General features: G+C 47.3%; 23 protein-coding genes. 8 read left to right on the forward strand and 15 right to left on the reverse strand.

Annotation, left to right across the window (positions count from 1 at the left end; genetic code table 11):
* Positions 1–25: 25 nt before the first annotated feature.
* From MHB80_RS21445 to MHB80_RS21490, 10 genes are all read right to left on the reverse strand, one after another.
* Positions 26–1,003 carry a LacI family DNA-binding transcriptional regulator gene (locus MHB80_RS21445; RefSeq protein WP_341278882.1) on the reverse strand — a complete coding sequence of 326 codons (978 nt, stop codon included), beginning with the start codon at positions 1,001–1,003 and terminating at the stop codon, positions 26–28.
* Positions 1,004–1,319: 316 nt separating this feature from the next.
* Positions 1,320–2,273: a metallophosphoesterase gene (locus MHB80_RS21450; RefSeq protein ID WP_341278883.1), complete on the reverse strand. Its 954-nt coding sequence runs from the start codon at positions 2,271–2,273 to the stop codon at positions 1,320–1,322.
* A 127-nt stretch (positions 2,274–2,400) separates the two neighbouring features.
* Complete coding sequence (locus tag MHB80_RS21455; RefSeq protein ID WP_341278884.1) at positions 2,401–4,155, reverse strand: methyl-accepting chemotaxis protein; 1,755 nt, start codon at positions 4,153–4,155, stop codon at positions 2,401–2,403.
* A gap of 198 nt (positions 4,156–4,353) precedes the next feature.
* Complete coding sequence (locus MHB80_RS21460; RefSeq protein ID WP_341278885.1) at positions 4,354–4,719, reverse strand: hypothetical protein; 366 nt, start codon at positions 4,717–4,719, stop codon at positions 4,354–4,356.
* A gap of 533 nt (positions 4,720–5,252) precedes the next feature.
* Positions 5,253–5,444, reverse strand: a complete 192-nt coding sequence (locus tag MHB80_RS21465; RefSeq protein ID WP_341278886.1) for a hypothetical protein — start codon at positions 5,442–5,444, stop codon at positions 5,253–5,255.
* A gap of 156 nt (positions 5,445–5,600) precedes the next feature.
* The gene (locus MHB80_RS21470; protein WP_341278887.1) at positions 5,601–5,927 is read right to left on the reverse strand and encodes a protein tyrosine phosphatase; all 327 of its coding nucleotides are present in this window, start codon (positions 5,925–5,927) and stop codon (positions 5,601–5,603) included.
* A gap of 1 nt (position 5,928) precedes the next feature.
* On the reverse strand, positions 5,929–6,222 hold the full coding sequence (locus tag MHB80_RS21475) for an antibiotic biosynthesis monooxygenase (protein WP_341278888.1): 294 nt from the start codon (positions 6,220–6,222) through the stop codon (positions 5,929–5,931).
* A 40-nt stretch (positions 6,223–6,262) separates the two neighbouring features.
* Complete coding sequence (locus tag MHB80_RS21480) at positions 6,263–6,445, reverse strand: hypothetical protein (RefSeq protein ID WP_341278889.1); 183 nt, start codon at positions 6,443–6,445, stop codon at positions 6,263–6,265.
* 51 nt (positions 6,446–6,496) lie between these two features.
* The gene (locus tag MHB80_RS21485; protein WP_341278890.1) at positions 6,497–7,279 is read right to left on the reverse strand and encodes a glycerophosphodiester phosphodiesterase family protein; all 783 of its coding nucleotides are present in this window, start codon (positions 7,277–7,279) and stop codon (positions 6,497–6,499) included.
* A gap of 414 nt (positions 7,280–7,693) precedes the next feature.
* Positions 7,694–8,476, reverse strand: coding sequence for an ABC transporter substrate-binding protein (locus tag MHB80_RS21490; RefSeq protein WP_341278891.1), 783 nt, complete (start codon positions 8,474–8,476; stop codon positions 7,694–7,696).
* 234 nt (positions 8,477–8,710) lie between these two features.
* Between MHB80_RS21490 and MHB80_RS21495 the strand changes: the two genes are divergently transcribed.
* On the forward strand, positions 8,711–9,949 hold the full coding sequence (locus MHB80_RS21495; protein WP_341278892.1) for an acetylornithine/succinylornithine family transaminase: 1,239 nt from the start codon (positions 8,711–8,713) through the stop codon (positions 9,947–9,949).
* A 70-nt stretch (positions 9,950–10,019) separates the two neighbouring features.
* On the opposite strand, the gene uxaC is transcribed toward MHB80_RS21495, so the two are convergent.
* Both uxaC and MHB80_RS21505 read right to left on the reverse strand, forming a co-directional pair.
* The gene (uxaC, locus tag MHB80_RS21500) at positions 10,020–11,426 is read right to left on the reverse strand and encodes a glucuronate isomerase (RefSeq protein WP_341278893.1); all 1,407 of its coding nucleotides are present in this window, start codon (positions 11,424–11,426) and stop codon (positions 10,020–10,022) included.
* Between the two features lies 1 nt (position 11,427).
* Complete coding sequence (locus MHB80_RS21505) at positions 11,428–12,726, reverse strand: Gfo/Idh/MocA family oxidoreductase (RefSeq protein WP_341278894.1); 1,299 nt, start codon at positions 12,724–12,726, stop codon at positions 11,428–11,430.
* A gap of 248 nt (positions 12,727–12,974) precedes the next feature.
* On the opposite strand from MHB80_RS21505, the gene MHB80_RS21510 reads away from it, so the two are divergent.
* Positions 12,975–13,826: an AraC family transcriptional regulator gene (locus MHB80_RS21510; RefSeq protein WP_341278895.1), complete on the forward strand. Its 852-nt coding sequence runs from the start codon at positions 12,975–12,977 to the stop codon at positions 13,824–13,826.
* A 74-nt stretch (positions 13,827–13,900) separates the two neighbouring features.
* On the opposite strand, the gene MHB80_RS21515 is transcribed toward MHB80_RS21510, so the two are convergent.
* On the reverse strand, positions 13,901–16,606 hold the full coding sequence (locus MHB80_RS21515) for a P-loop NTPase fold protein (RefSeq protein WP_341278896.1): 2,706 nt from the start codon (positions 16,604–16,606) through the stop codon (positions 13,901–13,903).
* Between the two features lie 273 nt (positions 16,607–16,879).
* Between MHB80_RS21515 and MHB80_RS21520 the strand changes: the two genes are divergently transcribed.
* From MHB80_RS21520 to MHB80_RS21545, 6 genes are all read left to right on the forward strand, one after another.
* The gene (locus MHB80_RS21520) at positions 16,880–17,881 is read left to right on the forward strand and encodes a Gfo/Idh/MocA family oxidoreductase (protein ID WP_341278897.1); all 1,002 of its coding nucleotides are present in this window, start codon (positions 16,880–16,882) and stop codon (positions 17,879–17,881) included.
* A gap of 54 nt (positions 17,882–17,935) precedes the next feature.
* Complete coding sequence (locus MHB80_RS21525; RefSeq protein WP_341278898.1) at positions 17,936–18,883, forward strand: helix-turn-helix domain-containing protein; 948 nt, start codon at positions 17,936–17,938, stop codon at positions 18,881–18,883.
* 18 nt (positions 18,884–18,901) lie between these two features.
* Complete coding sequence (locus tag MHB80_RS21530) at positions 18,902–19,993, forward strand: Gfo/Idh/MocA family oxidoreductase (protein ID WP_341278899.1); 1,092 nt, start codon at positions 18,902–18,904, stop codon at positions 19,991–19,993.
* Between the two features lie 219 nt (positions 19,994–20,212).
* Positions 20,213–21,295, forward strand: coding sequence for a Gfo/Idh/MocA family oxidoreductase (locus MHB80_RS21535; RefSeq protein ID WP_341278900.1), 1,083 nt, complete (start codon positions 20,213–20,215; stop codon positions 21,293–21,295).
* A gap of 155 nt (positions 21,296–21,450) precedes the next feature.
* Positions 21,451–21,648, forward strand: coding sequence for a DUF6199 family natural product biosynthesis protein (locus MHB80_RS21540; protein ID WP_341278901.1), 198 nt, complete (start codon positions 21,451–21,453; stop codon positions 21,646–21,648).
* Between the two features lie 86 nt (positions 21,649–21,734).
* A complete protein-coding gene (locus MHB80_RS21545; RefSeq protein WP_341278902.1) occupies positions 21,735–22,220 on the forward strand; it encodes a hypothetical protein in 486 nt (161 codons plus the stop codon).
* 720 nt (positions 22,221–22,940) lie between these two features.
* Here MHB80_RS21545 and MHB80_RS21550 read toward each other — a convergent pair.
* Together MHB80_RS21550 and MHB80_RS21555 are read right to left on the reverse strand one after the other, a co-directional pair.
* Entirely contained in the window at positions 22,941–24,710 is a 1,770-nt protein-coding gene (locus tag MHB80_RS21550) for a glycoside hydrolase family 2 TIM barrel-domain containing protein (protein WP_341278903.1), read from the reverse strand.
* 229 nt (positions 24,711–24,939) lie between these two features.
* On the reverse strand, positions 24,940–26,271 hold the full coding sequence (locus MHB80_RS21555) for an LLM class flavin-dependent oxidoreductase (protein WP_341278904.1): 1,332 nt from the start codon (positions 26,269–26,271) through the stop codon (positions 24,940–24,942).
* Between the last annotated feature and the right edge of the window lie 16 nt (positions 26,272–26,287).

Genomic DNA, 26,287 nt, shown 5'->3' on the forward strand with positions numbered 1-26,287 from the left:
TTCATCCTCCTGATTAAATGAGCCTTTAGGTTGTTTCTCTCTCAATCAATTCAATTGGCAATATATTTTCCTGTGATACAGCTTCGCCTTGAATCTGACCCATGATGAGTCTCACAGCCATTTTGCCAATTTCCTTGGTTGGCTGTTTAATCGTTGTAATAGCGGGAGTTATAAGTTTTCCTAATTGAATACCATCGTACCCTATAATTTTCACATCCTGAGGAACGGACTTGCCTAGTCGATGGCATTCTTTCAATACCTGAGCAGCGATGATGTCACTGCTAGCGAATACCCCGTCTATATCTGGATTTTCTAAAAACATTTTGGTGACCAGCTGATCATATTCATCATAATCAAAGCCATTCAAATCGGTTTGTAAAACGATATGCTCAATGCCCTTGTTTGTAATCACTTTCTTAAACGCATCATGTCTCAATTTTGCCAGTAAATTAAGATGAAGATTTCCGCTGATGTGTGCAATTTTTTTGCAGCCCTTTTTTATCAGCAAATTTGTAGCCAGCTCTCCACCCTTATAATTATCGGATGAAATATAGGGAATCGTATCCGCGATTTGACGATCCAAGGTCACCATTGGCAGCTTGATGGAAGTGTATTCTTTTATGTCCATCGTATGGCTGCCCATAATAATTCCATCTACCTGGCTGGCCTTCAGCATATTAATGTACTCTTTTTCTTTGACCATGTTTAATTGCGAATTACAGAGCAATATTTTGTATCCGTTCTTGTCAGCATAATATTCGATATGATTGGTCACTTCCCCGAAGAACGGGTGTGAGACGTCTGGAATAATAAGACCGATAATATTGGATTTCTTCAGAATCAAGGATCGGGCAACTTGATTGGGTTGATAGTTCAACTCATCCATTGCTTCCTGCACTCTTTTCTTAAGCTTTCCGCTGATATATCCTCTATTGTTCAGTACTCTAGAAACAGAAGTGACGCTCACCCCTACTTTCTCCGCGATATCTTTAATCGTCGACATTGGGCTTCCTCCAAACGTTATCCAGCAATCCAGCCGAATCTATAGCGTTTACTTCCAAGCTTTCTAGCAAATATACATCGAACTGATCATTTCTCACATTTTATTGCATACATATGTACCCCTAGTATATGGTTGGCATTTCCGTATGTCAAGCGGTTGACATACGCTGTAAAGCCGACAGTGTTCCGCTTGCTTTTCCATAAAAAAGCAGCCTATCCTTGGTTGAGGATAGGCTGCTTAACCTATTTATATATGATCCGCGTATCATTCGAACACGCCAATTAATGCTTGCTTGAAGCTTTATTAGCGGATGCCTTTATGGAATATGTTCTGACAGCTTCACAACTACAATATTCGGGCGATTGAATAAGCGCTGGGGAACGACGCTGTTGCCAAGTCCTCTGCTGACCAGCATAAACGCGACCCCGTTTACATATTGGCCTGCATCGTACACGGGCAGAACCCCCTGTCCCGGAGCGATGAGCCCGCCAATAAACGGCAGTCTGACTTGCCCGCCATGGGCATGTCCCGAGAAGGTCAGATCCATTCCAGCACGAACATAGACGTCAAACAGTTCGGGACGATGGGAGAGCAGTATCGTGTAAAGCCCATCATCGGATTGCTTTCCCGCCTCCGCTTTTGTAGAGGCACCCGTATTCTCTTTCCCGGCTATGTTGTCAAAGTCTTCAATAGCTGTTTGAATATTTTGCTCCGCCGCCTCCGCATCATGTCCGCCATACGCTGAAAATTTGGGATCGTCGATTCCTAGCAATCGGATTTCCCCAGCTCCAGCCACTGTCCCATCACCAGTTCCATTCCTATTTAGCACGGGTATGCTTGCCGCTTCATTCCGCAGGACATGAACGCCCAGCTCCAGCAGCTTTTTCTCCAGCTCCGGGTAACGCGCGTAAGCATATTCATGATTGCCCGTCACATAATAAACAGGGGCCAGCTTCACGATTTCTGCCATTAGCTCAAGGCTTTCCGCCTCGCCTCCACGCCTGCTATCAATTAAATCGCCTGTAACGACGATAAGGTTTGGCTGCTGTTTTTCCACCTTGCGAACGAGCCGCGTCTGATTATCGCCAAATCTTTTGCCATGCACATCGGACAGCTGCACAATCGTAAAATCTTTCAGCCCCTGCGGCAGCTTGGACGATGAAAGCTGAAATGACGACACCGTCAAAGCATTATTTTGAAAATAAAGAAAAATGACGATAGCAGCTGCTGCAGCTAGGAATATCCCTACTCTTTTTAACGGCTTGCGCATAAGCTCCTCCTCTTCTTGCTGTTCCTCTATGATTTCCTGCTCTTTCCTCTTGTCTATTATACCTGTTTCTATTTCCGAATAAAAATAAGCGGGACGCCCGGATGCGCCCCACTCTTGTTCTAATGCCTTATACGTTAACCTTCTTTACGGCTTCGCTCATCTCATGTGTCTGCTGCCGAAGCAGATTCGACGTTTGAGCCACCTTCTGGAACATGACCGACTGCTCGCTGGTCAAACGGTAAATCTCATCGGAGCGTTCCGAAACGCCTGATGCAATATGCGCAATCGCATGGACGGACGCCGCAGCTTCCTCAGAACCTGCTGTCATCTCCTCAGCCGATGCCGATACTTCTTGAATGCGCTGCGTCACGATGCGGAAGGCATCCACCACATGGGTAAAAGCCTGCTCCGCTTCCGCCGTAATGACTACGCCTTGGCCAATTTCTTGCGCGGTAACGCCCATCTTCGTACCGATTTGCTGGGACTCCTGCTGGATGCCGAGCAGCAGATCCGATATCATCTGCACCGATAGGCTTGAAGCTTCCGCCAGCTTGCGCACTTCATCGGCCACAACAGCGAAGCCTTTGCCATGCTCGCCTGCATGGGCCGCTTCAATCGAGGCATTCAGCGCCAGCAGCTTCGTCTGGGTGGCAAAATCCCGAACCGCTTGCAGCGCCCCGCCAATTTCCTGTGAGTAGCCGCTCAGCACTTCCACCATCGCAGCGACATCTCCGGCTACTACGGAAATGTTCTTCATCTGGTTTTTCATCTCTGTCATGCTTTGCTTACCGGATTGAGCTGTAGCCAAAGCGCTTGTTGCCGCATCTGAAACTGCAGTAGAAGACTCGGATACGCTGGTAATTCCTTTAGCAATTTCCACCATCGCATTCGCGCTGTCGCCTGCGCCTTGCTTCTGCGTATGCGCACCCTGCCGAATATGCTGTACGGAATGATCAACCGTCTTGCTCATGACGAGCATTTCCTCCGCATTGCGGCTGAATTGCTCCGTCGAATCTACTAATATATCCGTCGTTGCCGCCACACCTGCAACCATATCGCTAATGATTTTATTCAAATTGCCAGACATATGAATCATCGCTTTAAACGTGCTGCCGATTTCATCCTCGCTTCTGAGATGATACGCCGTCAAAATCTGATTGGCCTGCGCCAGCTCGCCATGCGCCATTTTATCGACACTGGCCTTCAATGCTTTGAGCGGTCTGAGTCCCTTCACGACGAAGCGCGATACGATCGCTATGCCCGCAATCGTAATAAACAGCAGCAGCGCATAGAAGGGAATGCTCGACTTAATAATATCCGATTCAATATCGCCTATAACTGATACAGCCGTATCAATGCCGATGACACCAATTAAAGCACCATTGCTGTCGGCAATTGGAGCATACGAGGAAATGTATTTTCCGTATTCCTCATTATCAATAATTTGTGAGCTCGCCGTTTTCCCTTGCAGCAGCGCCTGGACTGCTTCACTAGGCATATCCGTCACTTCATTAATCGGAGATGCCTTATCGATATCCTTCATGCCGTCTACCATAATAAGCGGCGTGCCCTTGTCATCAATTTTCACGAAATACACATACATGGCGCCAATGCGCACCCGAAAATCATCGAGCTCATCACGTATGGTCAAAAACAAATCATTTTCCTTCGGCTCTTTGGCAAACTCAGCATAAGTAGCTGTATCCAGCTGGTTGACGTAGCTTTGGGCAATCTGGATGTTATAGCTGGAAATGGCCTTCTGTGCAGCTGACTTCATGTTTGCCAACTGCAGCAATACGCTGCCGGCAGAAATAATAACAATGACTAGCGTAACTACCGCAACAATGCGCGCCACTAAACGTTTCCTGAAAAATCCGATCATTCGATCCTCTTCCTCCCGCATCAAACCCAGCCTTTTTTACTAGTCCGCTACCCAAATCTAACATGCTTCAAGCACTATGTATGGTGAAAATATTAAACGAATATGTCGAAATTCGCAAGAAATTATTGGTCCAGCACGGCAATCGCTTACGAAATGAGAGCGGAATGCAACGTCCATTTTTCGAAGCAGCTGCTTTAGCTACGTTTCTTTAATTATAGCAACAATTCCCCTTATAAATGGCGTTATCGCAAAAACATTTTCAATATCATCCTCATCAAGTTTCGCCCAATAATAAATGGTATTTATATGAATATTTATATCCCTTATTAGATGATATTTTATGAGCTCGGCCATATTTTCCTCAGCCTTGTTTCCCGAAATGGCATCGTTATATGATTCAACAATAACAAGCATTAAAGCAAATTTTTCTTCGAGGTTTAAGTTCATGTTTTCATATGCATGCAGGAATTCACCGACTCTAGTGGAATCAGCAACCTCATATTCCCAGTCTTGTGTGAATTCACCTGGGGACGGCAGCTTGATTTTCTCTACAAGCCCCTCCACAGCGCTTCGTGTAACCTATTTAGGATGTCTATTGTCCATCATTTAGTGCCACCTCTATAGATTCATATTTATAATGATCTCCGATATTTTTTCTATCTATATACGATTACAGGCTTGATGGACACAGCAGACGCTATTCCAACAAAATCACGGGTTTTGACGCAGTCTGCGGACTCAGGTGCAGCTAATGTGCTGCCGATCACCATTTTGACGGGATGAGGAGGACCATAACGGATTTCCTGTCCGCGTACGGCCTTAAATCGGCCCAATAGCCGCAATAGCGGAGCCTCAGTCCACCAAAAAAGGAGGGGTTAACACTAGTGGTGCAGCTAGCTGTATCGTCCCAGCAGCAATCGCATACGGCGGCTTCCTGAGCCTTGAATTGTTCGTTGCCATTAGCCTCGAATAAGAGTTAAGCAAGGTGCAGCATGCCGACTCTAGTATACTCTTACAGCCAAGAAAAACGGCGGAGCCCCAAAGCCCCGCCTTCTACGTCTACCTCTTCCTCTTCCTCTTCCTCAACCATTCCTTGCTTACGACTTCTCCACCTTAAAAACGAACTTCCATTTAGCGACGTTGCCGGAGTATCGGCCTCTGTTTTCCACGACCTCCACATCTAGCGTATGCTTCTTGCTCGCCGCCACCGTTGAAGCCTTGAAAGACTTGGTAGCCGTACCGACATCAGGAATTTTGTCCTGCTCGATTGCCGTCGCCTCCAGCTTCACAAGCTCGCTTGGCTTTAGCGTCAGCCTAATGCTGTCTCCAGCGGCTTCACTGCGATTGCCGCAAGTAGCGCAACCATCAGCAGCATACGCAAGCGTTTGAACAACATACTGGAATACTACCGCTATTTATTAATTATTTTTCCTTTTATGCCATTATTAAATAGGCATATATTCTATAACGGCAGCTTGCAGCAGTTGTATAAGGTCTGCATTCATATATTCGTATTCATCGGGAATGTGGAGGCAAATGACCCGCTTCTCGCTTAACGCATGTGGAAACTTCTCCTGCATACGGCGCAAATGCTTTTTCTCCATGACAAAAATAACATCAGCCCAGCCGATGTGGCCTTCGGTCACTCGCACTCTAGCCTGCGGCTCCGTTCCGGCAGAAAGCACCTCATGTCCATCAACACCGTTCAGCACCGTTTCAGCCGTCAAGCTGCGCCATTTGTTCCGGCTGCAAATAAATAATAGCTTGCTCATCCTACAGCTCGATGCTCGTGTAATGCTCCACGACCGGAAACGGATCATAATAATGATGCAGCAGCCGCTTCCACTCCTCATATTCCGCGGAACCGCGGAAGCCCTCGGTATGATCCTCCAGCGTCTCCCATTTCACGAGTAACAGGTATTTATTTTGCCCTTCCAGGCAGCGCTGCAGCTCATGATGCACGTAGCCTTTCATGCTGGAAATAATGTGTGAAGCTTCCTTGAAGCTGGCCTCGAACGAATCTGCGAGTCCCGCCTTAACCTGTAAAATAGCAACCTCCAAAATCATAATTGCACGGCCCTCCCGCTGTGTATTCAACCTGCTATTATTATGCTGCCGAAACAAATTGAACGATGCCAATGGACATCAGCATTAATAACAAGACAACAACAAAACCGATGGCGAATTTCAGTCCGCCAGGCAAGCCTTGCCGCTTTCCGTGCTCTTGCTCCAGCTTCTCCAGCCGCAGCTTAATTTCATCCAGCTCTCTCTCCTTGTTCTCCTCCATCATGCGCCACCTCTTCCCCTCATAGGTATCCTTATTCTACCACAATAGGAATCTCTAATTTCCACCTTGCTTATCAAGCAGCTGCTTTAATCGACCGGGAAAATCCGTAATAATGCCGTCAACCTGCCTATCTATCAAGGATAGAAAATCTTGCTCTTCATTGACGGTATAAGGATAAACCGCGATTTTCGCCTTAGCCGCTTCTGCCGTATCCTCGGCGTCAATGCCGCTGTAATGCGGATGCAGCGAAAATACTTCGCAGCCCATCAGCCCGGCATAAGCCGCTGGCGCAATTAATGCCGCCCCATAAAGCAGACCGATCCGCAGCTCCGGCATCCGTGCCTTCAGCCGTGCCAGCAGCTTATGATCGAAGGAGGAAACAACCGTGCGCTCCATACGTCCGGGCTGCTGCAAAAAAACGTCCAGCGCTTCATCCAACGCGCCATTATAGGAGTCCTTCGCTTCCACATTAATTTCAATAGGCTTGGGAAGCAGCGCATAAACCTCCTCCAGCAGCGGCGCTCGTTGTCCGCGAAACGCTTCGGCAAATTTGCTGCCCGCATCCGCCTTGCTAATCGCCTCATAATTCATGCTCCGAATCAGGCCGGTCTGCGTCGTCGTCCGGTCCAGCGTCGCATCATGGCAAACGACCAGCTTATCATCGGCTGAAAGATGAATGTCCAGCTCGACCATATCACAGCCTTGATCGGCAGCTAATTGGAAGGAAGCGAGCGTATTTTCCGGAGCTTCGCCCGCTGCTCCCCGATGCCCGATAATAAGCGGGCGCTTCGCCTGTTTTTTGTTCTCTCCAGCTTCTCCTGCTTGCTGCTTATTCATCCTACCACTATCCTCTCTACCACGTATTTGTGCATATATAAGCATTTATAAGCTTCGCATTTATCATCGGCTTATCTTTCACCCGCCAAAGGACGGCGACAGCCGTTTCACCTTGAAATATAGGAAAGTATGATTTCTCCATCCTTTCTCTATATTTCTCGGACTGAAACGCGCTGCGCCACCAAAGGACGGCGACAGCCGTTTCACCTTGCTATTATAGCAAATGATAGCCGCACTCGATCATGCTGCCGCGCAAATTACCGGAAAAATTGCTGTCTATAATAAAACAACAGCTAAATAGTAGCTATGGCTGGCATTAAAAATGGGCTGCATCTGCGCTTAAGCGCGGCGATGCAGCCCTTTCATTTTTTTATGCGGGACTGTCAGCCTTCGCCCGTTTTTTCCCGCTCTAGCTTAGATGCCGCCATTGTCGAGATATGCCTGCATATGCTTCTTGAGCTCTTCACGGATAGTGTCCAGTCCGAGTGCGCAAAGCTCCTTGTTCAATTTCTCGGCGGATTGCTTCCAGTTAGGGTCGAGCCCATGCCTGAAAATTTGCACCGCTTGGTCAAACTTCGGCTGCACCTTGGCAATTTCTGTTTTGACCGAATCGGAATTGAAGGTAAAGCCCGAGAGCGGGATACGGAAATAGCTGTCATTGCTGCCTTGATAGTTCAAGTAGTCGAGCGTAAGCGCATCATTATCTGAGCCAACGCGGGACAAAATCGGATTCCAAGTCAATTCATATTTAGGGAAGATGTAATTCGTTGATCCATCTGTCAGGCTGTATTGCTTCTCGCCGTCCGCTTTCCAGTGGGTTCCCTCGATGCCAAGCTCGAACAGATCATGATTTTCTTGGCTGGCAAAAATCCAGTCGATAAATTTCATCGTGCGGTCTGGGTCCTGTGCCGTAATGGGAATGACCAGATCGTTCCATGCTTTATAATCCGTAGGAATGCAGCCCGCCTTTTTGTCTGCTGCGCAGGATAAGTAAACGAAAGGCTCAACGTCTGAACTAGGAACCGCCTTCTGCAGCTCCTGTCTGACACTTGGAATATCATTAATTGTGCCTTCAAACGACGCTGCTTTTCCCGCCTTGAACAGCGCGATTGCATCCTTCTCGCTAAGTGAATCCTTCTGGACATAGGTATTGAATGCAACATACTTGTCATAGGTCTGATAAATATGAAATGGCATAAATATGGCCGTCTATTTTGTTGCTGGCGAGAAACTCCTCTGAGAAAGCAGCTTTCAGACCAGGGTAGTCGTCGTTATTAAAATATTTATCCAGCTCGGTATAAAGCCCTTGGCTGACATGCTGGCTCAGGTTCTGCCACGGCGGAGGGCTCAGCAAATACGCAGTCGCGTATTGTATTTTTATTTATTTAAGTGTATATTTATACATAACGAGACTTATACGGAGGTTAGACGATGCTTAATTCGAAAAACAAGGATACAGCTGCCTTGCTGGCAGCGGCCAAAAAATCAGTACTGTTCACGGCGAACAGACCCGAGGTCGTTATGGAGCGCGGGGATGGCATGTACTTATGGGATACGGAGGGTAAAAAATACCTCGATTTCAGCAGCGGCTGGGCGGTCACCAGCTTGGGGCATTCGCCCAAAGTTCTGCAGGAGGCGATTGCCAAGCAAGCGGGACAGCTCGTGCATGCAAGCCCTGCTTTCTTTAATAAACCAATGGTTGAGTTCGCGGAGCTGCTGACAAGCGTGTCCGGCTTTGATAAAGCCTATTTCACCAGCAGCGGCGCCGAAGCGAACGAAACCGCGATTAAACTCGCCCGCAAGCATGGCGCCCTAAATTTGAATGGTGCTTATGAAATCATTACACTGACGAACAGCTTTCACGGGAGAACGCTCGCCATGATGTCCGCAACGGGCAAAGCGCATTGGGAAAGCCTTTATGCCCCTAAGGTTCCAGGCTTCAAGCATGTACCCATCAATGATTTTGATGCGTGCTTCGCTGCGATTAGCGACCGTACCTGTGCCATTATGCTGGAGCTCGTCCAAGGGGAAGGCGGCGTCCATTCGGTAGATGCCCCTTACTTGCAGGCGCTGCGCAAGGCATGCGATGTTTATGGCATTTTGCTTATTTTCGATGAGGTTCAGACCGGTATTGGCCGGACAGGAAAACTTTTTGCCCACGAGCACTATGGCATTAAACCAGACGTCATGACGCTGGCGAAAGGAATTGGCGGCGGATTTCCGTTATCCGCGACGCTAACGATGAAGCAATACGATATTTTCGAGCCTGGTGATCAAGGAGGAACGTATACGGGTGGACCTCTTGCGATGGCAGCAGGCCAGGCGGTCGTAGAGGAGATTATTCGTCTGGATTTGTCCACCAATGCAAAGCTGATGGGTGATTTGATGTCGGAGAAGCTGGTCGAGCTATCTCATGAGTATGCAATCACCGATATTCGCGGCAAAGGCCTGCTGCTCGCCTTCACCGTCGCAGAAGGCATAGCGCCACAGCTTGCAGCATGCTGCATGGAGGATGGATTGATCATCAATGCGCTTAATGCTTCCACGGTTCGGATTACACCAGCACTCACGGTAACCGAAGCAGAAACGGACGACATGTTCAAGCTGCTGGAGCGCGGAATGAGCAAGCTTGGATTAAAAATGGCGCAGAAAGAAACGGCTAACGCCTAGCTGCAATAAAAAATCGGCGTGGTGGAATCTTTCGAAGATTCCACCACGCCGTTGCGGCTAAATATAATGATTAAAATTTAAAATAGCTTTTCGCATTGTAGTAGCTGATGTTGCGGACAATATCGCCCAGCAGCTCGCGGTCATCCGGCACCTCGCCGTTCTCCACCCACTCGCCGAGCAAATTGCACAAAATCCGGCGGAAATACTCATGCCGCGTATATGACAGGAAGCTGCGCGAATCCGTCAGCATGCCTACAAAACGGCTCAGCAGACCAAAGTTCGCAAGCGCCTTCATTTGCACGACCATGCCGTCCCGCGTATCATTGAACCACCAAGCGGAGCCCAGCTGGATTTTGCCCGGGATGCCGTCGCCTTGGAAGCTGCCTATAATCGAGCCAAGCACTTCATTGTCCATTGCATTAAGCGAATATAAAATCGTGCGCGGCAGCGCCTCATCCTTCGCCAGCTCATCAAGCAGCTTAACGAGCGGATACGCAAGCGGGCTGTCACCGATGGAATCATAGCCCGTGTCCGGTCCAAGGCGATTAAACATCGCCGTATTGTTGCTGCGCGCTGCATTAATATGCAATTGCATCGCCCAGTCATGCTTCGCATACAGCTTTCCGAGGAAGACGAGCGTATACGTTTTGTATTTTTTCTCATCCTCAAGGCTTACGCGGTTTCCAGCAAGTGCGCTAGCGAAAATCTCCGCTGCCTCATCCTTCGTCGTCTCTCCGTAAGGCACATAATCAAGGGCATGATCCGAAACGCGGCAGCCCACCTCGTGGAAAAAGGAAACTCTTGCTTCCAGCGCAGCTAACAGCGCCTCATAGCTATCCAGCTTTTGGCCTGCGGCCTGCGCAAGCTTCGCGATCCATTCAAGGAATCCAGCCCGATTAATTTCCAGCGCTTTATCTGGACGGAATGAAGGCAGCACCGCAACCGGAAAGTCTTGCAGCTCTTTAATTTTCAAATGATACTCCAGCGAATCCGCAGGATCATCCGTCGTGCAGACGACCTCAACCTTGGAATTCACGATAAGATCGCGCGCTTTGAAGCCCTCGCCCGCCAGCTTCGCATTTACTTTTTCCCAAATAACCGGAGCGTTGCGTTCATTAATAATCTCATCAACGCCGAAGAAGCGCTGCAGTTCCAAATGCGACCAATGGTAAAGCGGATTGCCAATCGCCTGCGGAACCGTCCTTGCAAAAGCCAGGAAGCGGTCATAATCACTGACGCCTTCGCCACCCGTTACATATTTTTCTTCAATGCCGTTCGCACGCATCGCCCGCCATTTGTAATGATCCCCATACAGCCAGGCCTCCGTCAAATTCGAGAAGCTGATGTTGTCGTAAATTTGCTGCGGGCTCAAATGGCAATGATAATCGATAATCGGCATGTCCTTTGCATAATTATGGTACAAATCCCGTGCCGTTTCATTTGCCAGCAAAAAATTGTCGTCCAGAAACTTAGCCAAGTTAGTCCCTCCTGAATTTAACTAATTCATCCACCTTTACAGCCATTCCCGTCTGAATCGATTTATTGGCAGCGATTCCTGTCAAAATCGAACGGGCACCGTCTACATGATTCGCCGCGCGGTTGAACTTATCCTCTACAGGTGTGCCAAAAATATCGTTAAGCAGTACCGGATCGCCGCCACCGTGGCCGCCAATTCCTTCTTCTACTTCCACATTGTAAGGAGCGCCAAACATTGGGTACACGATGATGCGCTTGCCTTTCAGCGCGCCCTCTTGCGATTTTTCACCGCCGGAATTAACATAGGATTGCTCGACAATTTCCATCTCGATCCGGCCCTTCGTGCCGTTGAACGCAATGCGGTAGCCTTCCCATGGCAGATAAGCATTAAGCGAATAAGTCAGAATCGCATTGTTTTTGTAGCGAACCATTACGCCCATCGTATCTTCGATATTAATGCCGTCGCTGAATACGCTTTGGTCACGGCGATAGCCGTCTTCATGCTCGGCATCCAAATACATCGCCTTAAGGTTCTCATTGCTGTCCATATGCAGCGCAAATGGATCTTCCGTCGCATTCGGATGGCCCGTCGCACGATCGTAAAACTTCGTTTCGCCGCGCTCTTCGGCATTTTCCTTACCATAGAACAGCAGGTCGCCGAAGGCAAAGACGGTATCCGGCTGCGAGCCGATCCAGAAGTTGACCAAATCGAAGTGATGCGTCGATTTATGGACGAGCAGGCCGCCGCTGTTATTTTTATTGCGGTGCCAACGACGGAAGTAATCCGCGCCATGCTGCGTATTGAGCAGCCATTCAAAATGCACCGAATTGACTTTGCCGATCGTGCCTGTCTCAATCAGCTCTCTCGCCTTCGTATGATGCGGCGCATAGCGATAGTTGAATGTTACACGAACATTTTTCCCTGTACGTTCTACGGCATCAAGAATTTCCTGGCACTTCTTCTCGTCCACGGTCATCGGCTTCTCAGTAATGACGTCGCAGCCCAGCTCCATAGCGCGAATGATGTACGTATGATGCGTACGGTCAACGCTCGTTACGATGACGGAATCCGGCTTTTCCTTCGCAATCATTTCGTCGAACTGCTCCGCCTTATATGTGTTTACAGCATGATAATCATATTTATCGGTTAAACGCTTATTGGCGTGGTCAAGTCTCGTTTGGTTCGTATCACAAAATGCAAGCAGCTCCGACGTATCTCTGAAATCGGTTGCAATTGCAGCGTAGAAAAACTCAGCTCTTCCTCCCGTTCCTACCAATACGTACTTTTTCTTTTGTGTCATTGCGGCTCACCCTTTGTCTGATTTTTTTGAAATATAAGAATTTATAAGTTTTGCGCTTATAAATGGACTTATATTTCTCGTAGTGAAACGCGCTGCGCCGCCAGAGGACGGCGACAGCCGTTTCACCTTGTTCGTTTAATACGCTTTCATTTTATCGCATATAAGTGTTATAATTCTCCTCATATAGTGCTTAAATCACAAAATATGCCGCATATTTTGTGATTTATACGAAAGGAGCTTTGAAGGCTATGATTGAAAAAACACCAGCTTCCTTTCATTATGGAAGCTTAGCGAATTTATATATTGAATATGTGAAGCGCTCCGAGCCGTTCACGATGCCAAATGATCATTTTCATGACTATTATGAAATTTATTATTTGCTCAGCGGAAAGCGGATTTATTTCGTCCATGACCGTTCTTATCCGGTGGAGCAGGGCGATCTGATCTTCATCTCCCGCCAAGTCGTTCATAAAACGCTGTACGCTGGCGAAGCCTCGCATGAACGGGTCATTATCCACTTCGATCACCATTTTCCTGAATCGTTTGCTCCCGAGCTTCGCGAGCTGATCTTGTCGCCGTTTGAGCAGCATATTCATGTGCTGCGGCTGCCACGTCAGGAGCAGCTTGTCATGGAGCAGCTCATTCGCAGACTGCTGGAGGAAATTCAACAGCGCCCTCCCGGCTATGAGCTGTATCCGCCAATCGCAATTACCGAGCTGCTGCTGCATGCGGCCCGTTATTTGCAAAAGCACGAATTCGTCCCGCTTTCCCATGCTACACCGATGCATGCGAAAATTACCGAAATCGTGCGTTACATTAACCACCACTTCAGCGAAGAAATTAGGCTGAGCTCCATAGCCGAGCAGTTTTATATCAGCTCGTATTATTTAAGCCGCATCTTTAAGGAAATTACCGGCTTCTCCTTCTCCACCTACTTGACCATTACCCGCATCAAGGAAGCCCAGCGCCTGCTGCGCGAAACCGATCAGTCGATCACGGAAATTGCCGCCGCCACCGGCTTCGACAACTTCTCCCACTTCGGCAAAACGTTCAAAAAAATAACGCGTCTCTCGCCGCGGGATTATCGCAAGCATTTGTAGTAATTAAATTTTGCAAAAAAAAGCATCAACTCCAGTCATAGGTTGAGTTGATGCTATCTCGTTTTTTTCAGAGCTTAGTTAGACAAAATATTGTGCCTCTTTTCTTTAATTGGTTCTACTCTCCCCTGATCTCCATATTGAATTAAAATATCGATGGCATGTAAAAAGGCACTCTTCCAAAGATCACCATCTTTAAGTTCCAATTCTTCTTTCGCATATTGATAGCACACGTTATGTGCATATGAAAACATTATTTCCTGTTCAGAAAAATCTCCTCTCGCTAATGCAGCAGATACTTCTTCTTTAGTCTCTATATTTAACTTGGATAGTAGATTTCTTTCAATATATTGAATAGGAAATAGACTTAAGATTCCAGCATATTTAATTAACATCTCATTTTTATTTTCAAACGAAATTTCACCTAATAATTTAATTAGCTCCCGTATATCATTAAATTCAGCCCAATCAGCAATCCACTTTCTTATAGGTTCTTTTTCGTCTAATCTTCTCAATACTCTATATATTTTCTTAGCATCATCAATTTCATATTTCATCCAGTCAGACGGGTCCACTTGTGAAACTAAATAGCTCATGACTTTTTTCTGGACCAAGTTTTCTAGTGAATTGTCATATATTTCTGTAGCTATTAACAGTTTATCCTTATGAAAAGACAGAGTTTCAAAAACTTTCTGATTATTGTTATCTTCAACTAACAACATACGAATTAATTCTATTATAAATGTACTCACTGGCTTTGAAACTTGAGGAAAATCTTGATGCAATTGCAACATGAAAGATAATAACTTAATATTTCGCAATCCTTCTTTTTGCTTTAAGTCTAGCCTTATCTGGACATAGAAATGGTTATAATTAGATTTGTTTACGATTTTATGGTACTCAATCGTCCCTAATTCCTCACTCTGTTTCAAAGCAGAATAAAATCCTTGAAGTTGCTTATTTGAAACATTTGTGGAGGGAACCAGATATAAAAAATAAGTATGAAAATGTTCTATAAAACAAATACTTTTGATCCTATTCTTTTCAAGGCTATGAATAGTCACAGAATTAAACTGTGGAAATAGCTTTTTTAACAGAGGGATATAGCTTGGAAACTGCTCCTCTAATATCTCCCTTTGTTCATTATATTCTGAATTATCTTCTTTTCGACTAAGGAAAAGGCTTGAATGACTATAAATAAACTCAAATAATTCTGAATTATCAATTTTGATAGCTAGTAAAGTAATGAGATCATTCACGTTCGTTTCGCTTTTTAATATTGATAAATAAACCATAAAAATATTAGCTAGTCTGTCTATATTTCTTGGGGTGAATTTAAACTCATTATAAATATAATCTAAATAATCAATGTCAACTTCAACCTCGTGATTTTGTATAATCTCTAACATTGCTGTTCTAAAATATGCTGATAGCAGGTTAGGTTCTACCTTTGGTAGATAGAGTGGCACATGAATGAACTTTTCTAAATATTCTAGGCCTACTTTTAAATCATAATCTTTTGAATATAGCTGAGAAAGAGATTTTGCTACATTCTTCTCATCCATTGCGATAATATAAGTTATATTAGGAAAATCTCCGATGAGTCGGACTAATTTAAAAATCATTTGAATTTCCTTATTATCCAATCTATCAATCTCATCTATAAACACGACTAGTGGTATTTTTTCTGAATTCAATAAACCAATAATTTGTTCTCGTAATCCCTGAGCATCTTCAAAATCTTTTGAAAACTCGGAATTACTCTTAATTTCTTTCAAGTTCACAATAAGACCAGGTGGTCTAACACTAATAGAAGTCATATATTTCAAATATTTCTTCAATTGATTAATAAGTTCTTGTGCTGGCTTACGATTTTCTATATGTGATAGTAATTTCTTTAAAAATTCGGGAATAATATTATTCTGGTCTTTCCCCATATACCACGGATGGAAACGAATGATTTCAATCTGGCCTGCAGTATTCTGTTCATCTTGATTTTTAATCTTTTCTTCGACCAAATCAAATATTGAGGATTTCCCTGAACCCCATGCCCCATACAAACCAATCGTTAAAGCATGTTTTGTAGGAATACGAGTACGGTCTATTAATATTTTAGTCAAATCATTCGCGAACTTCTCGCGCCCAAGACGATCGACTCCACCAACTCCTAGTGAAGGGCTGGTATAAAAAGAAAAATTAGACACTTCAGCAGTTGGTGGTAGTTCCTGCTGTTGTTCCTGCTGTTGTTCCTGCTGTTGTTCCTGCTGTTGTTCCTGCTGTTGTTCCTGCTGTTGTTCCTGCTGTTGTTCCTGCTGTCGTTCCTTCCGTTTTTTCTCTTTTCTTAAAGAGTATGCCTTCCGAATTAATAAAAAAATTGAATACAATAAGATTACAAATAGATTCGCATCATATAAATCAGACCAAAAACCACCTGAAAACATCCGATTTTGATCATTAAAACTATAATCCAATACAATAGAAGCTAGCCCTGCCGGGAGTAAACTTTGCCGAATTATTTTAAATATATGTAATTTAAACTCACTTACAATTTCCCAATATAAAATTGCGAACCAAACTCCTACATACATGATAACAAAAAGCTGTTTTACATAACTTGTAGGGTTTGTATTTAAAACAGAACTAAATCCAGTACGAATGCTTAAGAGCACTGCATATGATACTGTTATACTCAGTAAAGTAAAAAGGACTTTTTTAGCAGAGACAACTTTTTTCACTTTCAAAAAAGCTAACATTTTTTTAAACCAATTTTCGCTCTCACTCATTCTCTAAAAATACTCCTCCCAAATTTCTTCCTTAATCATTCAAATATTATTCTACCATAGCAATAATCCCCATTCTAATGATAAATCATCACTGAATTACTTCTGGAGCACGACCACCCTCTCTCTTTTAATTACCATTCTAGCCATTCAACAAAATAACGTCGTAATCTTATACATACAAAGTCACTTAATTAGACTAATAAAATTAAAATCCCTATGATAAATTTACTGTGATGTCTCAATTTTGTATACTAGGTTGGGAGAAGTGATGAAATGATTAAAATTGGTAAAATTAGCTACTGGCATGTACATGCTTGGGATTATACGAAGGAAGCGCAGGCGCATCCGGGTACAGAAATTACAGCGGTATGGGATGAGCTTCCAGAGCGCGGCCAAGCGGCTGCTGACAAGCTAGGCGTTCCCTTCTACAGCAACTTGGACGAGATGCTCGCAAGCGACATTGACGCCGTTATCGTAGACGCTCCGTCCAACATCCACCGCGACGTTATTATTGCGGCAGCTCGTGCGGGCAAGCATATTTTCACGGAAAAAGTTATCGCTCCTACGCTTAAAGAAGTGAATGAAGTCATCGAAGCGGTATCCGCGAATAATGTGAAGCTTACCGTTTCCCTTCCAAGGCTGAACGCGGGCTACACGCTGGCGATTCAGGACATTTTGGCACAAGGCCTGCTTGGCAAAGTAACACTTGTTCGGGTTAGATTGTCGCATGATGGCGCTACGAAAAACTGGCTGCCGGAGCATTTCTACAATTTGGAGCAATGTGGCGGCGGCGCCTTGATCGATCTGGGCTGCCACCCGATGTATTTGACTCGCCTGTTCCTCGGTGAGCAGCCTGTTGAAGCATCTGCGCAATATGGCTATGTAACAGGAAAAGAAGTAGAAGATAACGCGGTCGTACTGCTTAAAACAGCATCAGGCGCTGTCGGCATCGTTGAAGCGGGCTTCGTCAACGCGTTCTCGCCTTTCACGATCGAAATTCACGGCACGCAAGGCACATTGATGTACGGCACACCGGATGACCGCTTATTGCTGCGGACGAACTTGAACGGTGAAGACGCTGCGAAGCAGTGGCAGGAGCAGGTGCTTCCAAACTCGCGACCAGGCGCTTTCAACCAATTCGCCGATCATATTGTTAACGATACGAAGGCTGAGGAAAATGTACAGCTTGCTGTTGAATTAACGAAGCTGGTTGAAGCGGCGAACCGTTCCGTGCGCGAAGGCAAATCGATTCGTATCGATGAGTTGGCGCAATAATAGACTACTGAATTATTTTTCAGCAATAACGGCTTGAAGGGAGGTTTGGCGCGATTGCAGTCTTTTCCATATGAAGTGATGCGTGAGCGCCAGGATGCGCTTGAGAGGCTTGATCTTCGCATCCGCTGGGGATATTACGATATTCATGTGCTCCGTTTTCACCTGACCCAGTTTCTTCCCGGTAAAATCGTCAACTTTCACAAGCATGCCGAGTTTGAGTTTCATTTTATACCGCAGGGCAAGGGGACTGTTATTCTGGTCGATATGCCGTATGCGCTGAACGAGGGCATGTTTTATTTGACGGGACCTGATGTGCTTCATTATCAGGAGGCAAGTCCGGATGACATTATGGATGAGCTGTGCCTGCATGTCGATATTATCGATCGCAGATTGTTGCCCGGCTCCTCCCCTGCTACGGAAGCGGATGACTGGGAAGTGGCAGAGGCAGATGATTGCATCAGCAAGCTGCGCACGCTGCCTCTGTTTCCAGCAGAAGATGTGCATCAGGCTATGCCTTTGTTTTTGGAAGCTTATGAAGCTTGCTCAAGGCATTATACAGGCAGTTATACGACGATCAGACAAAATGTCATTCAAATCTTGCTGCGGGCAGTGCGTGCTTATGACACGGTGAAGGAGCCGGAACAGGCCCACTGGCCCACACGGGATATGAAGGCTTACCGCTATCGTCTCGCTATGGAATATATACAGGCCAACTACTCCGGCGAGGTCACGCTTGAGGATGTAGCCGACAAGCTGAATTTAAGCTCGCGGCATATTCAGCGGGTGTTCAAGGAAGCCGGGGATGGCCAGTCCTTCAGTGCAACACTTGAAAACATGCGCCTCAAGGCGGTATGCCATGCGCTTGCGGAAAGCACGCAGTCGATTGAAAAAATCGCTCAGCAAACGGGCTTTGCCAATGCCAACTATTTGCATGCGGTGTTTCGCAAACGTTTTGATATGACCCCTTCTGAATACCGCGCGCAGCAGATGTCCATCATGTAGTAAAGGATGATAATCGCAATGTCCAAGACGCTAAAAATCGGAATTATCGGCAGCGGCGGCATCGCAGGCGCCCATGCCAGAGCGTATAAGCAGATGCTCGGTGTAGAAGTTGCAGCTGTAGCCGATATTATTCCAGGCCGCGCCCAGCAATTTATTGAGCATTGGGAGCTGCCCCAGGCGACAGCCTATGACGACTATCGCCAATTGCTCGATACAGAGCTTGATGGCGTCAGCATCTGTACGCCGAATGTTGCCCACTACCAAACGACGGTCGATGCGCTAAATACAGGCAAGCATGTCATGCTGGAAAAGCCAATGTCGGTCACGCTTGAAGAAGCGGTAACGATGGCGGAAACAGCGCTCAAAACAGGCTATATGCTCAACATCGGCTTCCAGCCGCGTTATGACCCGAATATGGCGATCATTCGTGATCTCATCTCGTCTGGCGAGCTAGGCAAAGTGTATTATGTAGAAACGGGAGGCGGACGCCGCCGCGGCATGCCGGGCGGAACCTTTATCCGCAAGGACATTGCCGGAGCTGGTGCCATGGCCGACATTGGCTGCTACTCGCTCGACATGGCGATGAATGCGCTTGGTTATCCGAAGCCGCTCACGGTATCAGCGTTTACGTCTAACCATTTTGGCACGAACCCGCTGTATCATAAGGAAGCAGACAAGTTTGACGTTGAGGATTTCGGCGTGGCGATGATTCGTTTCGAAGGCGATATTGTGCTCAATTTCAAAATTTCTTGGGCGATGCATATGGACTCGCTCGGCGCCGCCCTATTCCTCGGTACCAATGCCGGACTCAAGGTTACGCCTTCCGGCTCAGGCCCTTGGAGCGGCGTATTCGATGGCAGTGTAGGCTCCATCACGATGTTCCATGATGTACAAGGACATCATACGGAAAGCCCGATTCCGGTTATTCAGCACCAAACCGATCTGTTTCACGCCAAGGTGTGGGATTTTGCCGAAGCGGTGCGCGACGGCAGACCGGCCCCTATTCCTGGCAGCCAAATCGTTCGCAATCAAGCGGTTATCGACGGCATTATCCGTTCTGCTCAGACGAAAAAGGAAGTCGATATCTTTTTACCTTCCCCGTTTGCATAAGAGGATTTTAAAATGAAAATCGCTGCGTGAAAGATTTGGTTTTCGATCGCTGTTACTATTGGATTTCTTTGATTAGACCGCTTCAGCGGTGGAAATACACTAGCAAATGCGAGCGCTGTCGCTTCTCAAATCCAAACCTTTCACTCCGCTCACCTATTTAACAACTTCTTAAAGCATGAGCGGAAGCGCTGCAAACCAAAATTAGAGGAGGATTTTATTATGTCTACAACTCATCGTATTGCGATTATCGGCTGTGGCGGTATCGCTAATGGCAAGCATTTGCCGAGCCTTAGCACGATTAAAAGCGCACAAATCGTCGCTTTCTGCGACATCGAGGAGCATCGCGCACAGGAGGCTGCAGCGAAGTATGGTGCGGAAGGCGCTCGCGTTTACACCGACTATACTGAGCTTTTGAAGGACGAATCTATTGAAATCGTTCACGTCTGTACGCCGAATGATTCCCATGCGGTCATCGCGATTGCTGCGCTGGAAGCTGGCAAGCATGTCATGTGCGAGAAGCCAATGGCGAAAACAGCAGCAGATGCGAAGCTTATGATGGAAACGGCACGCCGTACGGGCAAAAAACTGACGATCGGCTACAACAACCGTTTCCGTCCAGACAGCCAGCAGCTGAAGAAAATTTGTGCTAATGGCGAGCTGGGCGAAGTGTATTACGCGAAAGCACATGCGATTCGTCGCCGCGCCGTACCAACATGGGGCGTATTCCTTGATGAAGAAAAACAAGGCGGCGGCCCGCTAATCGATATCGGTACTCACGCGCTGGATCTGACATTGTGGATGATGGACAACTATAAGCCAAAGGTTGTACTTGGAACGGCCTACCACAAGCTGTCGCAGCGTGAAAATGCAGCCAACGCTTGGGGCCCTTGGGACCCTGCCAAGTTTACCGTTGAAGATTCCGCTTTCGGCATGATCGTTATGGAAAATGGCGCTACGATTTCCCTTGAGTCCAGCTGGGCACTGAACACACTGGATATTGACGAAGCAAAATGCTCGCTGTCCGGTACAGAAGGCGGAGCTGATATGAAAGGCGGCCTGCGGATCAATGGCGAAAATCATAGCCGTCTTTACACGACGGACATTGAGCTGAAATCCGGCGGCGTCGCTTTCTTCGATGGCGCAGATTCCGGCCGCGACTCCGATCTGGAAATGAGAATGTGGCTGAAAGCAATTGAGGACGACACTGATCCGGTTGTAACACCAGAGCAAGCGTATGTCGTTTCGCAAATTTTGGAAGCCATTTATGAGTCCGCACGCACGGGCAAAGCCGTTTATCTGTAACAGCGAGCTGCTTCATAAAGCACAACTTAAAACCTATAAGCCTGTTCCCCATCCGAACGCGGAGGGAGCAGGCTTTTTTCACTAAACGATTACAGTTATGGTCATCGATCATGTTATTATAGATCTATACTCATCGTTAAAAGAGGAGCGAGCTCATGCTTTTTATTGGGATTTTACTAATCTGCATTGGAGTATTGTTGGTGGTGCGACCTGCTTTCGTATGGGCACTGACCGAGAGCTGGAAATCAAATGACGGTACAGAGGCGTCAAGCCTATATCTTTTATCTACAAGACTAGGTGGCGTATTATGCACGCTAGCAGGGCTTGCAGCTATCATTGCTTATTGGCTTTAGGGGATATTCGTTAATCATGCACACAAATTTAACCGATCCGAAGGAAGGCTAGCAGCTCGGAAAGGTACGCAGATAGGGGAATTCCGTTGCAGGGCTATCAGGAAAAAAGAGATCTAGAACGCACAGCTGTCCGCATTTTCATCCGTCTCTACAACCAAAATTATGCCAATAGGCTCCGGCTGCTCTATCAGCGTGAACGCCCGGATGCCGTGCTTCAGCATCGGAATCATCACATCATTGGCGTTGAAATTACTCATCTGTTCTATGATTCCGAAGAGGCGAAAAGGCTGCTAGGCCGCTCCCAATTACGCAATCTTAATCAAGAGGTAGTCGAAATGCTGATTGCTGAGCTGAACAAACGCATCCAGACGAAGGAAATGAAAATAAACAATTACGCGACCGCGTATCCAATTGCCTTAATCATTCGAAATGCTTCCCCCGCCTTCGGCATGTCCGACATTTTGCGTGCCAAGGAGCTCATTTATAAGCCGCAAGGCCGGTTTACTCATGTATGGTTTTTATCGCGCGATGGATCAGACGAGTGGTTGATGAAGGATTTGCAGCAGCTGTAGGCCTGAGCGCTAGAGCAGCCCTGCCCTTACACTCACATTCATCGCCGCGCCAATTTTACTATAGGCTTGAATCTCCCACTCCCCTCCCACCTATCATTTGCTGCACTTTAACGAACAAAAGGAGCAGCGTCATGATGCCACGTCCCAGTAGAAAGCGATTTGTTCTTATCTTAGTCGAGGTAAATCTTATCTAACGAGTTAAGGCTGGGGGCAACCGCATAGGTGCGTTGCTCAGATCACTGTTACTGAAACCACTATGGATGAGACCCCGCAGCTCGGGAACGCTCCCTTTTTTTTGGCGGACTGAGGTTCCGTTATTCTTGGTTTTACTCCGATTTCAGGCCGTAAGCGGACAGGAAATCCGCTATCTCCCTCATTATTCCCTAAAAATGGAATCAGGCGGTGCATTAGCTGCTCCTCAGTCCGCAGCCGGTGCCATAACCCGTGATCCTATTGAAATAGCGGCTGCTGTGTCCGCCAAGTCCATCATCGTGCAGGGAGTAAACCGGAGTCGGTTGTGAGACTGCGGCGGGAAGATATTAGATGCTAAAATGGATCAGCTTCTGGCTCGCTTACATTTGCACACACGCCTAATCACATAAAAAAACGATGGAGCAAACGGCAGCACGCCGTTAATCCCATCGCTTCTATGCTTAATATATTTAGCCAGACTACTCCACCCTTGTGCTAAATCCCTTTCATTTACAAGTCCAAATTTCCCTACAACCGAGCTTTGCCTCGAAAATATTTCTTCACCACTTCATAAGCCAGCTTCGGCCTGCGATAGCGGTCCACAATGCCTTTGCTGTTCTGCGTTCCGGCGCGGGCGAGCAGCCAGCCTGTGCCTTCGGTTACCCGGCAATCGCAAAACTGCCAGATGAACATGCCGGACATGTACTCCCTCGACGTGTACGCCTGCAAATTCGCTTCAATAATATCTGCCTGGCGCTCCTCTGTGCCGCGTACCCGGTTCGGGTCGCGCAAGCCGTAATGGCCGTCGCCGCCAAACTCGCTCATAATCATCGGCTTGCCCGCACCGCCTGCGGCATCGGCCCAGCCTCGCGCCGCATCGCATAGCTCGCCTGGATCTTCATCGCCATACCAGCCCGGGTACAAATTACAGGACACGATGTCGGCAAGGTCAAAGCAAATTTCCTTCTCGCGGTGATGGGAAGCAAACGTTAGCGGCCTGCTGCTGTCCATTGCCCGAATTTGCTCCAGCTGCCGCTTGTAGTGAACGCGCCCTTCCTCCAAATCGCTGGCGCATTCATTCAAAATCGCCCAAATGACAATCGAGGGATGATTAAAATGCTGCTCCACCATCTCGCGATTAACCTGCTCGCACTGCCAAATAAAATTTGGATTGCGCATTTGCTCAATTGACAAGCCGCGGGCATGATTTTCTTCCCATACCAGCACACCGTGCTCATCGCATAAATCGAGAAAACGCTCATCATTCGGATAATGGCTAGTTCTCACCGCGCTTGCGCCCATATCCAGCATCAACTGTAAATCGTGTGCCATAAGCGGCAGCGGTAAAGCTGAACCTGTCAGCGGATGATCCTCATGCCGATTAAAACCTTGCAGCACGATATCCTCGCCGTTCAATTGAATGCGTCCACGCTCCGTTGTAACCGTTCGGAAGCCTACGCGCTCCACCAAATCATCGACGGGAGCCGCTTGGCCTTCGATTTGCACCAAAACCTGCAGTAAATACAAAGCCGGATTTTCCTGCGACCAAGACTGCACCTGATCCATGCTGAAAATGCCGCCTACACTCGCCGTCTCTCCCGGCTGCAAGCTCACGCTGCCAAGCTCCAGCGTCTGCCCTGCAATCGTCGCCGTCAGCCTAGTATCCAACTGCACCTGCGTATGCTTCTTCGATAGCGCTGGATAGCGCACACAAGCGCGAATCTCTGCCTGCCAGCTGCCAGCACTTTGCTGTCCTGCTTCCGATTCTGTTTCTGTTTCTGTTTCTGAAGTTAAATTTTTCAAAGGGGTGAAAGATATGCGCTCAACAAACAGCTCCTGAATTTCCTCCAGCATGACAGGACGAATAATTCCGCCGTATGTATAATAGTCGTTAGGGACGTGAAGCGACGATGCTTCGCTAAAAGAATTATCCACGAGCACGGCAAGCTCATGTGTACCCGCTTCAACATCGCGAATGACGGCATCGAATGCCGTATACGCATTATAATGGCGGGCAACCGGCTTTCCATCAAAAAACACATTGGCTGTATGGCTCACGCCTTTAAAAATAAGACGAAGCGACGTCCGTTTCTCCAAGGTCACTTTGGTGCGGTAAACACCTCTGCCACTGTATGTCAGCAGCTCCGGATGCGTCTCCCAGCAGCCCGGAACCGCCAGCCTATATCGATATTGAAGCGATTCCAGCTGAATTTCTCCATCCGGAACCGTGACAAAATCCCACATACCGCCGAGGTCTCTTACTTTTCGAATTGTATTAGTCTGAAATAATCTGGACATGCTTTGCCTCCCCAATATGGCTTTAACGCCCCTATTGTAAACGCTATTATTTTATCACTATTTCCGTTTTTTGCAAGGCGCCCTTTGCATGGCATATGTATGCAAACAGCAAATACACGGGCCCGTGCAGTGAACATTTCTAAAAAATGTCCAGAATGCCGGTACCCGTGTATGATACAAACGCGATTACTATTCTTTTTTGTTCGATCAATAGCTCAGAAATGCTGTTTTAAGCTTTGCTTAGCGCTTTTGCGGCATAGCGATTCTCAGGAATCGGCAGCTCCAAATTGCCGCGGAGCGTATCATGCTCATACTCTGTCCGGTAGATGCCGCGCTCCTGCAAAATCGGCACAACTAGATCGACGAAGTCATCCAGCCCCTTCGGCACAGAAGAATGAATAATGAAGCCGTCGGCACCCTCTTCCTCATGCCACTGCTGAATTAAGTCAGCGATTTTCTCCGGCGTACCGATAAAGTCGGTGCGCGGTGTCGCTACGCTTAGCGCGACCTGGCGCAGCGTTAAGCCATGCTCCCGAGCTTTGCTCTTGATTTTGTCCGTGCCGCTGCGGAAGCTGTTGCTGCCGAGATCGCCAATGTCCGGGAATGGCTCATCGAGCGGAAACTGCGAGAAGTCGAAATGCTCGAAGAAGCGGCCCAAAAATTGCAGCGCCTTATCAATAGACACGAGGCTCGCCAGCTCCTCGTATTTGCGGTCTGCTTCTTCCTGCGTATGTCCGATAATGGGAGAAATGCCTGGGAAAATGCCAATTTCATCTGCTGACCGGCCATACGCTGCCGCTCTATTTTTCACATCGAGATAGAAAGCTTTCGCTTCCTCCAAGGACTCATGCCCCGTAAATACCGCATCGGCACTTTTCGCTGCCAAGTTGCGTCCATCCTCCGAGGAGCCCGCTTGGAAAACAACCGGCTGACCCTGCTTCGAGCGGGCAATATTGAGCGGCCCCTGCACGGAGAAAAACTCGCCTTTATGATTCAAACGATGCAGCTTCTCCGGGTCAAAAAACACGCCCGATTCCTTATCCCGCACAAAAGCATCATCTTCCCATGAATCCCAAAGCCCGCGCGTTACCTCCAAATATTCCTCGGCAATGCGGTAGCGCTGCGGATGCGTTGGATGATCCGCCTTGCTGTAGTTTTTCGCCGAGCCTTCAAGTGGTGACGTGACGACATTCCAGCCGCCGCGCCCGCCGCTAATATGATCGAGCGAAGCAAACTGCCGGGCTACGGTGAACGGCTCGCTGTAGGACGTCGACAGCGTGCCAACCAAGCCGATCTTCGAAGTAACCGCCGCCAGCGCGGAAAGGATAGTCAGCGGCTCAAAGCGATTCAAGAAATGAGGCAGCGAATGCTCGGTAATGTAGAGCCCATCTGCAATAAATACAAGATCGAATTTGCCCGCCTCAGCCTTCTGCGCCTGCTGCTTGTAAAATTCAAAATTAACGCTGGCATCCGTCACGGCATCCTTATGTCTCCAAGCCCCAACATGACCGCCAACCCCATGAACAATCGCACCAAATTTGATTTTTTTCCGCTTAGCCATAACCAATTCCTCCTCC

This window comes from Paenibacillus sp. FSL H8-0537, from assembly GCF_038051995.1.
GTDB lineage: Bacteria > Bacillota > Bacilli > Paenibacillales > Paenibacillaceae > Pristimantibacillus.